Genomic DNA, 15,036 nt, shown 5'->3' with positions numbered 1-15,036 from the left:
ACTACTTGAGCACGGGAGCGTTGGCGTTGCCCGCCAACCACTTCGCGGCGAGTGCGTCGAGCGTGCCGTCGGCGCGCAATTCGTCGATGGCAGTGGTCACCGCGGGGGTGAGCGAGCTGCCCTTGGCCAGGACGAGGCCGTACTGGTCGCCCTTCTCGCTGCTGCTCGGCAGCTGGCCGACGATGTGGCCGCCGTCGAGTTCGACGCCGGTGAGGTAGAAGGCGGTCGGAAGGTCGACGACGAGCGCGTCGATGCTGCCGTTCTGCAGCGCCAGTTTGGCGTCATCGTTCGTGTTGAACACCTGCACGCCGGCGGTGGGGGCAATGAATTCCTCGGCTTCGACGAAGCTCGTCGTTCCGGCCTGGGCGCCGATCAGCAGGCCCTTCAGATCGGCGAGCGACCCGGCTTTGGCCGCGGCGGAGGAGTCGACCGTGATGACGGCCTGGGTGGTCTCGTAGTAGGCGGGGGAGAAGTCGACTGCTTTGGCGCGCTCCGGGGTGATCGAGAACTGCTGCAGATTGAAGTCGAAGTCCTTCGGACCCGGTGCGATGGCCTGGTCGAAGGTGCTGCGCACCCAGACGACATCGGCGGCGTCGAAGCCGAGCTTGTCGGCGACCGCGTAGGCGACCGCGGACTCAAAGCCGTCACCGCTCTCGGGGGCGTCGTCGATGACCCAGGGGAAGTAGGCCGGTTCGCCGGTGGCGATGGTCAGCTTGCCCTCGGTGATGTACCCCTGCCCGGCGCCGCTGCCGGTCGTCGAACCGGCGCCGGCGTCAGCACCGCAGGCGCTGAGCGCAAACACGGCAGCAGTGGCTGCAACGACGGCGAGGCCGCGGGTGAAGGTGCGACGACGGGGCATGGGGTTCTCCTCGGGAAGATGGTGTTTCATTCAGCATGGCAAAGCCGCGGTTTCGTCGCTCGTAGGCGACGAATTATGACGAAAGGGGAGCGAGAGCTCCGGTTGACCGGCCCGCACCGGATGCGGCTTCGGCGTCGGCAACGCACTCCGGGCCTCACGATGTGGGAAAGTGAAACGTGCAGCAACTCGAGTCCTCGCCCGTCGCGGCATCCGTGGCGTGGCCAATGCGCCGGTCGCTGCTCTGGACGGGTTTTGTACTCGTGCACGGCTGGCTGATCTGGCTGTGCGTGAACGCGGTGGGCTGGCCGCTCGGAGACATCGAGGGCGTCTACCGGCCCTGGGCCGAACTCAGCGTGTCGGGAACCGCGATCGTCGGGATCGACACCCCATTCGTCTATCCGATCGTCGCCCTGGTGCCGATGCTGCTCGCGCTGGCGTTCGGCCCGGCCTCCTATGCGTTGGTCTGGCTTGGCCTGGTCACGGTGCTCGACGCCGTGGCGTTCGCCGTTCTGGTCGGGATTCGCCAGGCGCCGAGTCGTCGAATCGCCGGGGTTGCCTGGTGGTGGCTCGCCTTTCTGCTGCTGCTCGGGCCGATTGCTCTGGCCCGGATCGACTCCGTCACGGTTCCACTCGTTATCATCGCCCTGCTCTGGTTGCGCACCCGGCCGTTCTGGGGTGTCGTGTTGCTCACGATCGCCACCTGGGTGAAGGTCTGGCCGGCTGCGGCGCTCGCCGCGCTGGTCGTGGTGTCTCCCCGGCGCTGGCGCATCACGCTCATCGCCGTGGTGACGAGCGCGGTGATCGTCGTGATCGCGCTCATCCTCGGCAGCGGTCTCAATGTCTTCAGCTTCGTCAGCCAGCAGACGGGGCGTGGCATTCAGATCGAGTCGCCGGTCGGCACCATCTGGATGTGGCTGGCCGCGCTCGGGGTGCCGGGCTCCACCGTTTACTACGACTTCGACATTCTCACCTTCCAGGTGGTCGGCCCGGGCACCGAGATCGCCTCCCAGCTGATGACCCCGTTGCTGGTGCTCGGCACTGCAGTAGTGCTCGTTCTCGGTGTGCGCGCCCAGCGGCGTGGGGCGCCGATCGACACGCTTCTGCCGCCGTTGGTGCTGGCCCTCGTGTTGGCGATGATCACGATCAACAAGGTCGGCTCGCCGCAGTTCATCAGCTGGGTTGCCGCACCGATCATTCTCGGGCTCGTGGTGAATGGTGCGCGCTGGTCGACCCCCGCGGTTCTGGGCTTGGTACTGGCCGCGCTCACTCAGCTCATCTACCCCTATTTCTACGACGGGCTGCTGGTGCCGACGGTGCCCATGGTGCTGGTGTTGACACTGCGCAACGTGCTCGAGTTCGTTCTGTTCGGTTGGGCGCTCTGGGCGCTCGCGACCGCGCACGTCCGGCGTGATAGCTCGGGTGACACCCAGCTGCCGGGCGCAGACTTTTTTCCAGAACTCGTGAAGGAGTAAACAATGCTTGTCGCTTTTTCGGTCGCCCCCTCCGGTGCCGGCAACGAGAATGCCTCGGTGCACGACGCTGTTGCCGCCGCAGTGAAGATTGTGCGGGAGTCGGGTCTTCCGAACCACACTGATTCGATGTTCACGACGCTGGAAGGCGAGTGGGACGAAGTGTTCGCGGTGATCAAGGCTGCGACGGAAGCCGTCGGCGCGTTCGGGCCGCGGGTGTCCCTGGTGCTGAAGGCCGACATCCGTCCCGGTCACACCGGGGAGCTCACCGGCAAGGTCGAGCGTCTCGAGAAGGCGATCGACGCGGCCGAGTGACCTGCCCGTCGCGCTAGTCGCGCTGCGCGAGATCCTCGAATCGCGCAAGCGTGACCACGCCGGCCACCGCGCGGGCGAGGTCGGCGTCTTCGGTGATGAAGGCATCCGCCTGGAGCTGGGCGATAGCAACGTATTCGGCGGGCGCCGTGTCGTCCCCGTCGAGCTCGGTGGCGAGCCGCCAGGCGACGGCGCGAGAGACGCGGTCACCGAGCAGGCGGATGCGGAGCGTCGTAACGCCGTCGAGAATGATCTGAGCGTCATGGTGGCTGAGCTCGCCCCGGCGAACGGCCCGGTAGAGGATCGAGAGCGCGTCGGAACGCAGCCGACTCGGCGCAACGAGCTGGTGCTCGCCGGACACCGTGATGCCTTCGCGCACCAGACGGATGGCGGTGGGGGCGTCAATCGCATATCGCGTCATGAGCACAGTATGCGCTGAACGCCGCGCATCTGCCCCGACCTTCAGCGAGGGAGTGTCGGACCAGGCCGTAGGGTGGAACGATGCACCCCTCTTCTGACGGGCCGACGTTGTTGTCGCCGGCCCGTATTCGTCTTGCCCTCGTGGCGCTCGCCCTCGGTGGCTTCGGAATCGGCGCGACCGAGTTCGTGGCCATGGGACTGCTGCCGAACCTCGCAGCCGACCTTCTGCCCGGGCTGGCCGCAACCTCGCCGGACGAGGCGAACGCTCAGGCCGGTTGGTTGATCAGCGCGTATGCGCTCGGCGTCGTCGTCGGTGCGCCGACGATCGCTGCTTCGGCGGCACGATGGCCACGCAAGCAGTTGCTGCTCGTGCTCCTGACCGCATTCACGCTCGGAACTATCGCGTCGGCATTGCTGCCGACCTTCGGCCTGGTTCTGATCGCCCGTTTCGTCGCGGCGCTGCCGCATGGCGCCTACTTCGGGATCGCGTCGCTCGTGGCCGCCGACCTCATGGGTCCGGGTAAACGCGCCCGCGGTGTGGCATTCGTGCTGGGTGGTTTGACCATCGCCAACGTGATCGGTGTGCCGCTGATCACCTGGCTCGGCCAGCAGTCGGGCTGGCGCATCGCGTATTTGGCGGTCGCCGTGATCTTCGCACTCACCTTCCTCGCCGTCGCGCTCTTCGTTCCGCTGCAGCCCGGCAACCCGGAGGCCACGATGCGCAGCGAATTGCGTGCATTCGGTCGGCTGCAGGTCTGGTTCGCGCTCGGCATCGGCGCGATCGGTTTCGGCGGGCTGTTCGCGGTGTACACCTATGTGGCCCCGTTGGTCACCGAGATCACCGGGATGCCGGCCAGCACGGTTCCGCTCGTGCTGATGGTCGTCGGGCTCGGCATGGTCGCCGGCAACTTTGTCGGCGGAGTGCTTGCCGACAAGAGCGTGCGGCGCACGATCTACGGCTTCTTCCTGCTGATGATCGTTGCCCTCGTCGGGCTGGCGCTCAGCGCACAGTTCTTGGTCGGGCTGCTCCTCGGCGTGTTCCTGGTCGGGGCGTCGGCATCCGCCTTGTCGCCCGCGATTCAGAGCAGGCTGATGGATGTCGCCCACGACAGCCAGTCGATCGCCGCGGCACTCAACCACTCAGCGTTGAACATCGGCAACGCCCTCGGCGCCTATCTCGGCGGGGTCGCCATCGCCGCCGGATTCGGCTATCTCTCGCCGATCTGGATCGGCGCCGGCCTCAGCACCGTCGGAATCCTGCTCGCTGCGGCCACGTTCGGGATCGACCGGTCGCGGCGGATGAAGGGGCTGACGGTGCCCTATGGCACGCAGTCGGTCGCCGTGGTGGGCGCCGGCGTCCGGGAGTAGCCGCGCGGAGTCTGGATCAGAGCAGGAACCGCGTGACCACGGCCAGGTGGTCACTGTCACCGGCCGGAACCACCTCGTTGTGCACCGGGGTGAGTCCCGACTCGAAAATGTGATCGATGCGCACCAGCGGGTTGGCGGCAGGCCAGGTCGGGCCGAGCGACAGCGAGGTCTGGTTGGGCTCCGAGACGACGCGCCGCAGCGCAGTCAGCGACGGATCGGTGACCGCTGCGTTGAAGTCGCCGACCACGAGCACCCGGTCGTTTTCGTCACGCGCAACGATGTCGGCCAATGCCGCGAGCATGGCATCGCGGTCGCTTTGAAAACCGACGCGCAGTGACGCCGCGTGAATCACGTAGACGCTGATGAGGCCATCCGGTGTGTCGATATCGGCCGCGAGAGCGCGTTTCCACCCGAGCCCCAGATCGAGTGGCTGTTCGTTGACGATCGGATAGACGCTCCAGAGGCCAACCGTTCCCACCGCGTAGGAGTAGGGATGTGTGGCTTCCAGAGCGTCACTCGCGGCGTCGCGTGCCGCGCCGTCAAGTTCGACGAGAGAAATCACGTCGGCGCCCTCGTCGACCAGAGTCTGCGCGGATTCGGCGGCGGTCCCCGACCCCGCTTTCACGTTCTGGCTCGCGACGGTGAGTGTTGACGCATCGGCTTCGGAGGCTGACGCGGCGCTGAGGGGAACGACCAGGGGCACGATGAGAAACAGCCAGACCAGGAGCGGGACCATGCTGACGAGCCAGGCCCGGCGTCGGCCGGTCAGGAGCGCGGCGATGAACAGCACGGGAATGATCAGGCCGAGCCAGGGAAGAGCTGTCGCGATTGCCGTACCGAACGGGCCGACAATCAGCGGGTGGATGGCGAGGAGCCCCGCGAAGAGGATGGCGACCACTGCAATCGCACGTGCCCATGCTCGCCGTGAGCGCGCGGCGGCCCGCATGCGCTCGGTAGCGGGGGGTGATGCGACGCGGTCGGGCATGGTTGCAATGCTAGGCGTCGGCCTCTGTGAGGCAGGTGTGTGCGGAGCGTGAGGCAGGTGTGCGTGCAGCGTGTTTTGCGCAGCAGGATCGCCCGGTGGTGCAGCGGGTCGAGCCGGTGCGACGAGCCCGTGCGACGAGCGACGAAGCGGCTAGTCGTTCTGCAGCAGGATGCCGTCACGGATGGCGCGCTTGCGCAGTGCCACCTTGGTACCGACATCGTGACCGGCCAGGCGGTACTTCTCGCGAATGCGCTTGAGGTAGGACTTCGCGGTCTCTTCTGAAATGCCGAGCTGGTGTGCCACGGCCTTGACCGGCTCGCCCGCGCCGTACAGTGCCATCACGCGGCGCTCCTGAGCGCTCAGCCGCGGCGAGCCCTCATTGCCGCCGGTGAGGGCAAGGTCGAGTTCGGCGGAGATGAAGGACTCGCCGTTGTAGGCGGCACGGATCGCCTCAACGATCATGCTCGCTTCCTCGCTCTTGACGAGATAGCCGAGCGCACCCGCGGCGAGAGCCTCGCGCACGAGAGCCGGCTCAGAGTACGTGCTCATGAGCACGGTCTTGACGCCGGTGGTCTTCAGCGTGGAGATCTTGAGTGAGACCGGAATGTTGTCTTTGAGGTCGAGGTCGAGCAAGACGACGTCGACCGGGAACTCGGGATGGGTGAGCAGCTCAGGCCAGGTTGTCACCGCAGCGACCATACTGATGTCGTCGGCCGCGCTTCTGATCCATTCGGTCAGCGCACCGAGCAGCATCCGGTGGTCATCCACGATGGCCAAACGGATCGGGCTGTTCGCATTCATTTCTGATTCCCCTACTGCCTCGCCCGGCGGGTCATGGCTGAATTAAGCATCCGCGGGATTATCAACACTGCACTCGATGTCCACTCGAAGACTGCCGTCTCGAACAGAGTCAAGATGCGTGCCGACTACACGGATAGCATGCCATGTCTCGGGGTCAACCTTTTGTCGTGGCACACCCTTAGTGAGCAATTTGATCGGAAATCGAACATTTTGATGCAGAATTCCACGATTTGACGGAGAAATCGGCCCGAATGTGAGTGAAACCGTTGCCGTCGGACGGGCCTCATCGCTGATCAGGAGCCAGATCGCGAGGAGGAGCGCATCGCGTTGCGAGGGCGAGAGCAGGCCGGCGAGACCGTCGGGATCGTCAACCGTCACCGACGGGCCGAGAAACTCCGACTCGGTCACGGCGTGATAGAGCCAGGTTTCCGTGCGCCCTTCGATCAGATGCAACCTCAATTGAGTCGCGAGGGATGCGGCGGTGCTTGCCGTGGCGGCGGGCAGCGGCAGCGGCGAGCGGCCCTCTGCGACGTCGTCGAGGAGCGTCTCTGCTGCGAGGTCGAGCGCCGCGAGGCGTTCGGAGGCCAGCATCCCCACTGCGAAACGCGGCTGAGAAACCGTGCTCTGCACCAGTACGAGGTCGAGCTCGAGCTGAACCATCCGGCGGAATGCGCGGACGATCTCGATTCCGATCGCCGGCGCCAGCAAAGCCAAGCTCAAAATGAGGATGTCAGGGGCCAGCGTGAGCGGGTCGGATCGGGGTTCGATGAAGGCCGCGGTGACAAGAGTGACAGCCAGCGCGGAAGTCGCGATCAGGAGGCTGCGCTCGCTCTGCACGGTGATCAGGGTGCTGAGGAGCAGGCCGACGGCGGCGGCGGCGGTCGGGAAGACGCCTTCGCCTCGCAACCCCGTCGTTCCGGCCAGGTCGAGGGCGACGACGATGGCTCCGCAGCCGAGCACAGAGATAAACGCCCAGCGCGGCATCTGCGGGGCGAGAACTCGGGCGCTGGCCAAGGCGAGAATCGACGCACTGGCCAACAGGATCCAGGCGGCGAGGGTCGGGAGAGGGTTGGGGTACGACGACCACTGAACGGCGAATCGCCAGACCAGAAACAGCGTGATGAACCCGCCGCTGAAGACAAGCCCGACGCCGAGGTGGCGTCCGCCGAGTCCATTCTGTTCGAGTCGGGCCTCGCGCGCGATGCGGGTCTGATGCCGCCCCGCACGCCGGTGTTCGGCGACCGGTTGAACGGTGTGCACGGCCGGCGTGAATGACCGGAGGTGCGTCGCATTCGAGGTCGATCTCGTCATTTCGGAACCTCAAGAACGACAGTTGTGCCCGAATTGGGCGAGGAGAAGAGGCGGGCGTTGCCGCCCACATCGCGGAGCCGGGCAACGACTGATTCGGCGAAGCCGAGCCGAGCCGTGTCAACGGCAGTGAGATCGAAGCCGATACCGGCATCCGTGACCATCGCCCGCACCGTCGTGTCGTCGTCGGTGATTGTCACGTCGGCGCGGGCGACACCGRAATGGCGGCGCACATTCTCGAGACATTCGGCCAGGGCAAGAAGAAACGAGTCGAGCACGTCGCTCGGCAGAAGTACCTGGCCGCTGCCGTGCCAGTCGACATCGAGGCCGAGGCGTCCGAAACGCTGCTTCACCGACTCAAGCGTGGTGCCGAGCGTCGACTCAGTCGCCGGTTCCAAGGTATAGACGCCGGACCGCTGCGGGGCCGGCATGCCGCCGAGGCGCAGCTGGCGCAACAGTTGGGCGTCATCGCCGGCTTGCGCACGGAGGGCCTCCGGGCGCACCCCGACACCGGAGTGTGCCAGCAGAGTGAGGGTCGCGAGCACCGTGTCGTGCAAGAGGCGGGCGTCGTGGCGACGCTGGGCTTCGAGCTCGCTCGCGTGGCGTTCGACGCGGTGAGCTCGTCCGATCGCGGCGATGCGCTGCATGACCTTCGGGATGCTCTGCCCCATCCACCAGCCGCCGAGGCCGTTGGCGAGCCAGGCGCAGATGGCAAGAGCGAGCGGGAGCGCGGATCCGCCGGAGGCGACGGTGACGAGCGCGACGGCACTGAGGGTGAGCGCAAAAGCGACGGCGAGCAACAGCGCGCGGCGCCAGCTCTGAGCAAGCACCAGGGCCACACAGCTGACCGCCCCCGCGCCGATCACACCCACGACCGACTCTTCGACGACGTTGAGTCCGTCAGAATTCGCGGCGCCGACCCCGAAACCGATGGCGAGGATGATGCCGATGCCGGAGGCGACGATTCCGAGAACCCATCCGAGCGAGCCGCTGCGACCGAGAAAGTACTGGCTGAGGGCCAAAAAGACGGCAAGTGGCAGGCATACGGCGAGCGTGGCCGGGGTGACTCCGCCGGGAACGATCAAGCAGAGTACCGCTGAAGCCGTGCAGGACAGACCGATCAGCCGGGCTGTCTTTCGCAGAAGCCGGTCGCGCTCCTTGACAATGCGTTGCATGGTGCTTGCTTCGTTTCTGTGAAGTGGGACTCTTGCACCATATCGGGATTCCGGCTAACTGGGCAGGAGCCGCCGCAGTTGATCGCCGACGAAGTCTGATTCGATCAGAAAACCGTCGTGACCGTAGTCAGACTCCAGCAATACCGCATCCGTGCCGTCGATGTTGTTTCGAAGCTGCGCCGCGATCTCCTGTTGACCCGACAACGGGAACAATCTGTCGCTGTCGATTCCGAGCACCAGGCTCTGCGCGGTGACCTGGGCCAGCGCCGCGGCAACGCTTCCTCTGCCACGCCCCACGTCGTGGGAATTCATCGCCTCGACGAGGGTGATGTAACTGTTCGCGTCGAACCGGCGGGTGAACTTGTTGCCGTGGAAGTCGAGGTAGGACTCCACCGCGTAGCGCCCGTTGCTGCCGAGCGGGCTGATTTCGCTCTGCCAGCCGCGCTCGAACCGGGAGTTCAGCTCGGAGGGGCTGCGGTAGTTCAGCAGGGCCATCCGCCGGGCCAGGGCGAGCCCGCGGGTGGGGCCGTCGCCATCGTCGGCGTCGTAGTAGTCGCCAGCGCGAAACAGCGGATCGGTGCGGATCGCCTCAATCTGTACCGAGTTCAACCCGATCTGATCGGCCGTGGTGACCGGGGGAGCAGCGAGCACGGCCAGCCGTTCCACGCGTTCCGGTTGCGCGATCGCCCATTCGAGAGCATGCATCCCGCCCATCGAACCACCGATCACGGCCGCCCATCGGTCTATCCCGAGCCGATCGGCGAGAGCGATCTGCGCGGCGACCTGGTCTCTGATCGTGACGAAGGGAAACCGTATGCCCCATTCGACGCCGTCGGGTGCAAGCGTCGAGGGGCCGGTGCTGCCCTGGCAACCGCCGAGCATGTTCGGCGCGATCACAAACCAGCGATCGGTGTCGACGGCGAGGCCGGGACCGACGACTCCACCCCACCAGCCGCCGGTGGCGTGCCCGCGACCGGCCGAGCCGATCAGATGGCTGTCTCCGGTGAGGGCGTGCAGGATCAGCACCGCGTTGTCGCCGGCGGGTGAGAGCGTTCCCCAGGTTTCGTAGGCGAGCCGCACGTTGGGCAGGCTGCCCCCGGCCTCGAAGGTGAACGGCCCGAGATTCTGGAACTGACGGTTACCGACCGGGTCGCCGTCTCGCCAGGCACCGGTCGCCGGCGGCTTGCCGAGGAGCGAGCGCGCCTGAGCTTCGGTGATGAAGCTCGACGGGACCGTGTCTGCTGAAGATTGCCATTCCATACGCACCCATTCTGCCTGGCAACGCGACGCCCCCGCCGATTGTTACGTCGGCGGGGGCGTGGCGATCAGACCAGGTGAACTGCTTGCTAGGCGTTGGCGCGCGACGCGGCGACGACGGCACGAGCCGCAGCCAGGCCGAGCTCGAGGTCGGCCTTGAGGTCATCGATGTTCTCGATGCCCACCGAGAGACGCACGAGGCCCGGGGTCACACCAGCGGTGAGCTGCTGCTCCGGTGTGAGCTGAGCGTGGGTGGTCGAGGCTGGGTGGATGATGAGCGAGCGCACGTCACCGATGTTGGCCAGGTGGCTGAACAGCTCGACGTTGTCGACCAACGCACGGCCGGCATCCACGCCGCCCTTGAGCTCGAACGAGAGCACGGCGCCGACACCCTTTGGGGCGTACTTGTTTGCGTTGGAGTACCAGGGGCTCGACGGCAGGCCGGCGTAGTTGACCGAGGCGATGTCGGGGTGGTTGTCGAGCCACTCGGCTACCTCCTGTGCATTCTGCACGTGGCGCTCGATGCGCAGGCTCAGGGTTTCGATGCCCTGAATCAGCTGCCAGGCGCTGGCCGGGGCGATGGATGCGCCGAGGTCGCGCAGCAGCTGCACGCGCGCCTTGATGATGTAGGCGATGCCGTCGCCGACCGCGGCCGTGTAGCTGGCACCGTGGTACGACGGGTCGGGCTCGGTCAGGCCCGGGAACTTCTCGACGTTCTTCGACCAGGCGAACTTGCCGCCGTCGACGATGATGCCGCCGATGACGGTGCCGTGGCCACCGAGGAACTTGGTGGCGGAGTGAATGATGATGTCGGCGCCGTGCTCGAACGGGCGGATCAGGTACGGAGTCGCGATCGTGTTGTCAACGATCAGCGGGATGCCGGAGTCGTGGGCGACATTCGAAACGAGTGCAATGTCGAGCACGTTGATCTTCGGGTTGCCGATGGTCTCCGCAAAGAACAACTTGGTGTTCGGACGGACCGCGCGGCGCCACTCTTCGGCGTCGTCCTGGTTCTCGACGAACGTGGTCTCGATGCCGAGCTTGGCCAGCGTGTACTTGAACAGGTTGTAGGTTCCGCCGTAGATCGAGCTCGACGAGACGATGTGGTCGCCGGCCTGGGCGATGTTGAGCACCGCGAAGGTCGAGGCAGACTGGCCGGAGGCGAGCAGCAACGCGGCGGTTCCGCCTTCGAGCGCTGCGACACGCTCTTCGACGACCGCCTGGGTCGGGTTCTGGATGCGCGTGTAGATGTTGCCGAACTCCGCCAGCGCGAACAGGTTCTGAGCGTGCTCAGCGCTGTTGAACACGTAGGACGTGGTCTGGTAGATCGGTGTGGCCCGCGCGTTGGTGACCGGGTCAGGCTGTGCTCCGGAGTGAACCTGCTTGGTTTCAAACTTCCAGGATGCCGAGTTGTCGCTCATGGGAAAATCTCCTGCTTCGCTGTCGAGGAGCGCGGTCCATCCTCGCTCTGCTGCGAGCCTAGGCAGAGCGCGCGCGGCTCGCAAACACTTCGACACACAAGGTCATTTTCAGGACGGTGGACGAGGCGGTACCGACTCATCCGGCGGCAAAACGATGGTTCCAGTGGGTGTCGCCGCCTCGGTGCGAAACAGCCAGCGCGCCTGCGGTTCGACCAGCGGATGGAACACGCGTTTCACGAATTTCTGGGACAACAGAATGGATATTCCGATGCTCGCAACGATCACTGCCGGCAGCACCCAGAGCGGTTGCGGGCCGGCCAGCACCCCGCTCTCCCGCACCGGGTAGAGCAAGAACGAGTGAAGCAAATAGATGTACATGGTCGCGGCGCCGAGGCCGGTGAACCAGGTTTGCCGCCGCGGCATTAGCACGAGGAATGCCACCATCAGTGCGCAGGCCAGTGCGATCAACCCCAGACGGATGCCGCCGGCCCAGATCTGGTCGTAGCCGAAAGTCGGGTAGGCCCCGTCGTAGAGCAAGAAACGGCGGATCTTCAGCGCTCGCAGCGTTTCGATGTTGGCGAAGATCACGATCAGCAGGGTTCCGAAGAGAGCGAGCGCTCCGGCCCGCCACCGCCAGACGATGGCGGAACGCAGGGTCAGCCAGCGGCCGGTGATCTGCCATTGCCGCAGCTGCCAACCGAACACGAAGAAGGGGAGGAGCCCGAGGGTGCGCGACAACGCGAAGGTGCTGTCGATCGCCGGAATGTAGCCGGCTCCGACCGAGATGATGACGCTGATCAACAGCGGATAGCGCAGAAGCACCAGGTAGGGCAGCGTGATGCGCCAAATCGTCAGGGCGATCAGGAACCAGAGCGTCCAGGACGCCGTGGAGTAGTCGAGCCAGAACTTGCCCCCGAGCATCCACCGCAGAACCGTCCAGATCGTTTCGAAGATCAGGTACGGGAACACGATGTCGGTGAGCAGCCGGTGAAGCTGGCGGGTGCCGGGCGGACCCGACTTGGCGAAGTAGCCGCTGACCCCGACGAAGACCGGCACATGGAAGGCGTAGATGAAGAGGTAGACCGCGTAGGAGAGATCCGAATCGCTGATCAGTTTCAAAATGGCGTGACCGATCACCATCAGGGTGATCGCGATCCATCGCGCGTTGTCCCAGAGAGGAACGCGTCGTCGCTGTGTCGGCGCTGTGCCGGGGAGTGGGGCGATCATTGTCTCTATTCTCCCGGCAGAATGGGAGGCATGGGTACACGCAGAGTTGTGGTGACGGGTGCAAGTTCGGGAATCGGTGCGGCAACGGTGCGCCTGTTTCGGCTTCGAGGCTGGGATGTCGTGGGCGTGGCCCGCCGGGCCGATCGGCTGGCGGCGCTCGCCGCGGAGACCGGGGCCACGGTCTTCCCGGCGGACCTCACCGTGCAGAGCGACGTCGATGCGCTGCGGGACTTTCTCGCGGCATCCGGCCCGGTGCATGCCCTGGTGAACAACGCCGGCGGAGCGATGGGACTCGACACCGTCGAAGACTCAGCGATTGACGACTGGGCCTGGATGTTCGAGATCAACGTGCTGGCGGTCAAACGGGTGACTAGCGCGGTGCTGCCGCTGCTGCGGCGCACAATCGCCGCGGAGGGCGGCTCGGCGACCATTCTCACCGTCACCTCGATCGCCGGCCATGTGGCCTATCTTGGTGGCGGCGGATACAACGCGGCGAAGTTCGCCGCGCATGCGCTGATGGAGGTGCTGCGGCTCGAGTTGAACGGCGAACCGATCCGGGTGATCGAGGTCGCTCCGGGCATGGTCAAGACCGAGGAGTTCGGGCTGGTGCGATTCGGTGGCGACGCGGTGAAGGCCGCGGCGCCGTATGAGAACGTGCCGAACCCGCTGTCCGCTGAGGATGTTGCCGACACGATCGTCGACGCTGTCGAGCGTGCTCCGCATGTGAATCTGGACCTGATCACGATCAAGCCGGTGGCGCAGGCAGCGCCATCGCGACTGGCGCGGGGGTCACTGGTGGTGCGGCCGGAGGCCTAGCGCTACGGGATCACTTCGACAGGCTCAGTACATCGCTCGACCGGTTCGACCGCCGAGCGCTCGGCGAGCAGGTCCTCGTCGGGCGCGACATCCGCGAATGACAACTTCGGCACGAAGAACAGCAGCACCCCGGCGACGAGTGCGCCGAGACCACAGATCGTCCAGACCAGCATGTAGCCGAAGAGGCTCGCGGCCGTCGAGGTGACGGCGGTCGCCGCGCCCATCAACAGCACGACACCGAAGGTGGCGGAGGCGAACGACCCGCCGAGGGTCTTCGTGGTGTTGGTGAGACCCGCCGCGATCCCGGTTTGACCGCGGGGCGCCGCAGCCGCGGCGGCGGCCGGAAGCGCGCCGACCAGGGCGCCGGAGCCGATGCCGGCGATCGCCATGTTCATGAACACCTGCCAGGTTTCCAGGTGGAACGGCAAGAACATGAGGTAGCCGAGCGCCATCAAGAAGGTGGCGATGATCAATGCGATGCGCGGGGTCGTCCATTTGGAGACGAGAGGGAAGAGAAGCGCACCGACGATCATCGAGATCAGGTAGGCGCCGATCAGGGTCGAGATGTCTGAGGCGTCGAGCCCCAGGCCATAACCGTTGGCCCGGTCGGTTCCTGCGTAGGTGGCCAGCGGCGCCTGCGCCCCGAGCAGGCTGATGCCGATCAGGCCGGCCGTCAGCTGCACCGGCCACATATTGGGCTGACGCAGCACTCGCAGGTCGATCGCCGGGTCTTTCTGCTTGAGCTCGAACTTGCCGAACGGAATGAAGCTCGCGACGCCGATCAGGATGAGCGCCCAGACCCACCAGGTGCCGGGCCCGTTCAGACGCAGGAAAGTGAGTCCCGACGTGATCAGCAGCAGCCCGATGGTGAGCATCAGGAAGCCGCGGGCGTCGAGGGAACGGCCGCCGACCGGTTCGGACTCCGGGACGCCGAACAGAATGGCGAAGAAGACGAGGGTCACGGCGATCGCCGGAAGAAACAGGGTGAGGGTCATGTCTTCGTCGAGTGCGGCGAAGATCCGCCCGGCGCTGAGCGCACCGATGATGGCCCCGGCCTCCAGGGCGACGACGAGCAAGCCTGCCGCACGCCGGGTCTGCGACGCTCCCGTGTTGGTGCGGCGGCCGCGGTCGAAGATCAGTGCCACCTCGAGCGGCAGCCAGACCACATAGAAGCCCTGCAGCGCCCAGGCGAAGAGAAAACTCCAGAAGTCCCCGGCGAACGCAAGCCACCAGGTCGCCCCGGCGGTGAGCACCGTCGATGCGAGAAGGATGCGTTTGTGGCCGTACATGTCGCCGAGCTTGGCGAGGAACGGCACGACGATGGCCGACAGTAGAAGCTGGGATGCCTCGAACCAGTTGAAGTCGGCGTCGTGAATGCCGAGATTCTGCACCAGATCCGGAATCAGCGGAACGTAGTAGCCCTGCAGAATTCCACTGGTGATCTCCACGAGAAAGAGAAAGCCCACCAGGCTCGCGGTCACACCAACGGCCGAACCCCGCATCGCCCGGGCGCCCCGTGAGAAAGACATCATTCCCGGATGTTAGCGGCACGGTCCTCTGAGCGGGGAACGCCGGACCTCTCGTTTCGATTTTGGACAGGGCCGATTTACCATAAGGG

General features: G+C 65.7%; 14 protein-coding genes. 4 read left to right on the top strand and 10 right to left on the bottom strand.

Annotated features, from left to right (window positions below):
* Position 1: 1 nt before the first annotated feature.
* A complete protein-coding gene (locus tag AB4Y63_RS12610) occupies positions 2-859 on the bottom strand; it encodes an ABC transporter substrate-binding protein (protein ID WP_441791394.1) in 858 nt (285 codons plus the stop codon).
* Between the two features lie 176 nt (positions 860-1,035).
* Between AB4Y63_RS12610 and AB4Y63_RS12605 the strand changes: the two genes are divergently transcribed.
* A complete protein-coding gene (locus AB4Y63_RS12605; protein WP_441791393.1) occupies positions 1,036-2,331 on the top strand; it encodes a glycosyltransferase 87 family protein in 1,296 nt (431 codons plus the stop codon).
* Between the two features lie 3 nt (positions 2,332-2,334).
* Positions 2,335-2,643, top strand: coding sequence for a thiamine-binding protein (locus AB4Y63_RS12600; RefSeq protein WP_441791392.1), 309 nt, complete (start codon positions 2,335-2,337; stop codon positions 2,641-2,643).
* 13 nt (positions 2,644-2,656) lie between these two features.
* Here the strand turns inward: AB4Y63_RS12600 and AB4Y63_RS12595 are convergent, their stop codons facing one another.
* On the bottom strand, positions 2,657-3,061 hold the full coding sequence (locus tag AB4Y63_RS12595) for a hypothetical protein (RefSeq protein ID WP_441791391.1): 405 nt from the start codon (positions 3,059-3,061) through the stop codon (positions 2,657-2,659).
* A gap of 80 nt (positions 3,062-3,141) precedes the next feature.
* Between AB4Y63_RS12595 and AB4Y63_RS12590 the strand changes: the two genes are divergently transcribed.
* Positions 3,142-4,428 (top strand): MFS transporter, encoded by a 1,287-nt coding sequence (locus AB4Y63_RS12590; protein ID WP_441791390.1) that lies wholly within the window; start codon positions 3,142-3,144, stop codon positions 4,426-4,428.
* A gap of 16 nt (positions 4,429-4,444) precedes the next feature.
* Here the strand turns inward: AB4Y63_RS12590 and AB4Y63_RS12585 are convergent, their stop codons facing one another.
* The 7 genes from AB4Y63_RS12585 to AB4Y63_RS12555 form a co-directional block, all read right to left on the bottom strand.
* On the bottom strand, positions 4,445-5,413 hold the full coding sequence (locus tag AB4Y63_RS12585; protein ID WP_441791389.1) for an endonuclease/exonuclease/phosphatase family protein: 969 nt from the start codon (positions 5,411-5,413) through the stop codon (positions 4,445-4,447).
* Positions 5,414-5,563: 150 nt separating this feature from the next.
* Entirely contained in the window at positions 5,564-6,214 is a 651-nt protein-coding gene (locus tag AB4Y63_RS12580; RefSeq protein ID WP_441791388.1) for a response regulator, read from the bottom strand.
* 42 nt (positions 6,215-6,256) lie between these two features.
* Positions 6,257-7,525, bottom strand: a complete 1,269-nt coding sequence (locus AB4Y63_RS12575; RefSeq protein WP_441791387.1) for a hypothetical protein — start codon at positions 7,523-7,525, stop codon at positions 6,257-6,259.
* Positions 7,522-8,697 carry a sensor histidine kinase gene (locus tag AB4Y63_RS12570; RefSeq protein WP_441791386.1) on the bottom strand — a complete coding sequence of 392 codons (1,176 nt, stop codon included), beginning with the start codon at positions 8,695-8,697 and terminating at the stop codon, positions 7,522-7,524. Before AB4Y63_RS12570 ends, AB4Y63_RS12575 begins: the two co-directional genes overlap by 4 nt.
* A 54-nt stretch (positions 8,698-8,751) precedes the next feature.
* The gene (metX, locus tag AB4Y63_RS12565) at positions 8,752-9,957 is read right to left on the bottom strand and encodes a homoserine O-acetyltransferase MetX (RefSeq protein WP_441791385.1); all 1,206 of its coding nucleotides are present in this window, start codon (positions 9,955-9,957) and stop codon (positions 8,752-8,754) included.
* An 86-nt stretch (positions 9,958-10,043) separates the two neighbouring features.
* Entirely contained in the window at positions 10,044-11,375 is a 1,332-nt protein-coding gene (locus tag AB4Y63_RS12560; protein ID WP_441791384.1) for a bifunctional o-acetylhomoserine/o-acetylserine sulfhydrylase, read from the bottom strand.
* A gap of 108 nt (positions 11,376-11,483) precedes the next feature.
* Positions 11,484-12,602 (bottom strand): acyltransferase family protein, encoded by a 1,119-nt coding sequence (locus AB4Y63_RS12555; protein ID WP_441791383.1) that lies wholly within the window; start codon positions 12,600-12,602, stop codon positions 11,484-11,486.
* A 30-nt stretch (positions 12,603-12,632) separates the two neighbouring features.
* Here AB4Y63_RS12555 and AB4Y63_RS12550 point away from each other — a divergent pair, with 30 nt between their 5' ends.
* Positions 12,633-13,418: an SDR family oxidoreductase gene (locus AB4Y63_RS12550; RefSeq protein WP_441791382.1), complete on the top strand. Its 786-nt coding sequence runs from the start codon at positions 12,633-12,635 to the stop codon at positions 13,416-13,418.
* A gap of 2 nt (positions 13,419-13,420) precedes the next feature.
* Here the strand turns inward: AB4Y63_RS12550 and AB4Y63_RS12545 are convergent, their stop codons facing one another.
* Entirely contained in the window at positions 13,421-14,950 is a 1,530-nt protein-coding gene (locus tag AB4Y63_RS12545) for an MFS transporter (RefSeq protein WP_441791381.1), read from the bottom strand.
* Positions 14,951-15,036: the final 86 nt, after the last annotated feature.

It is taken from the genome of Leifsonia sp. YAF41 (assembly GCF_052113185.1).
Classification (GTDB): Bacteria; Actinomycetota; Actinomycetes; order Actinomycetales; family Microbacteriaceae; genus Cryobacterium.
The sequence above is the reverse complement of the archived record's forward strand: the minus strand, read 5'-3'. Positions and strand labels throughout refer to the sequence as shown.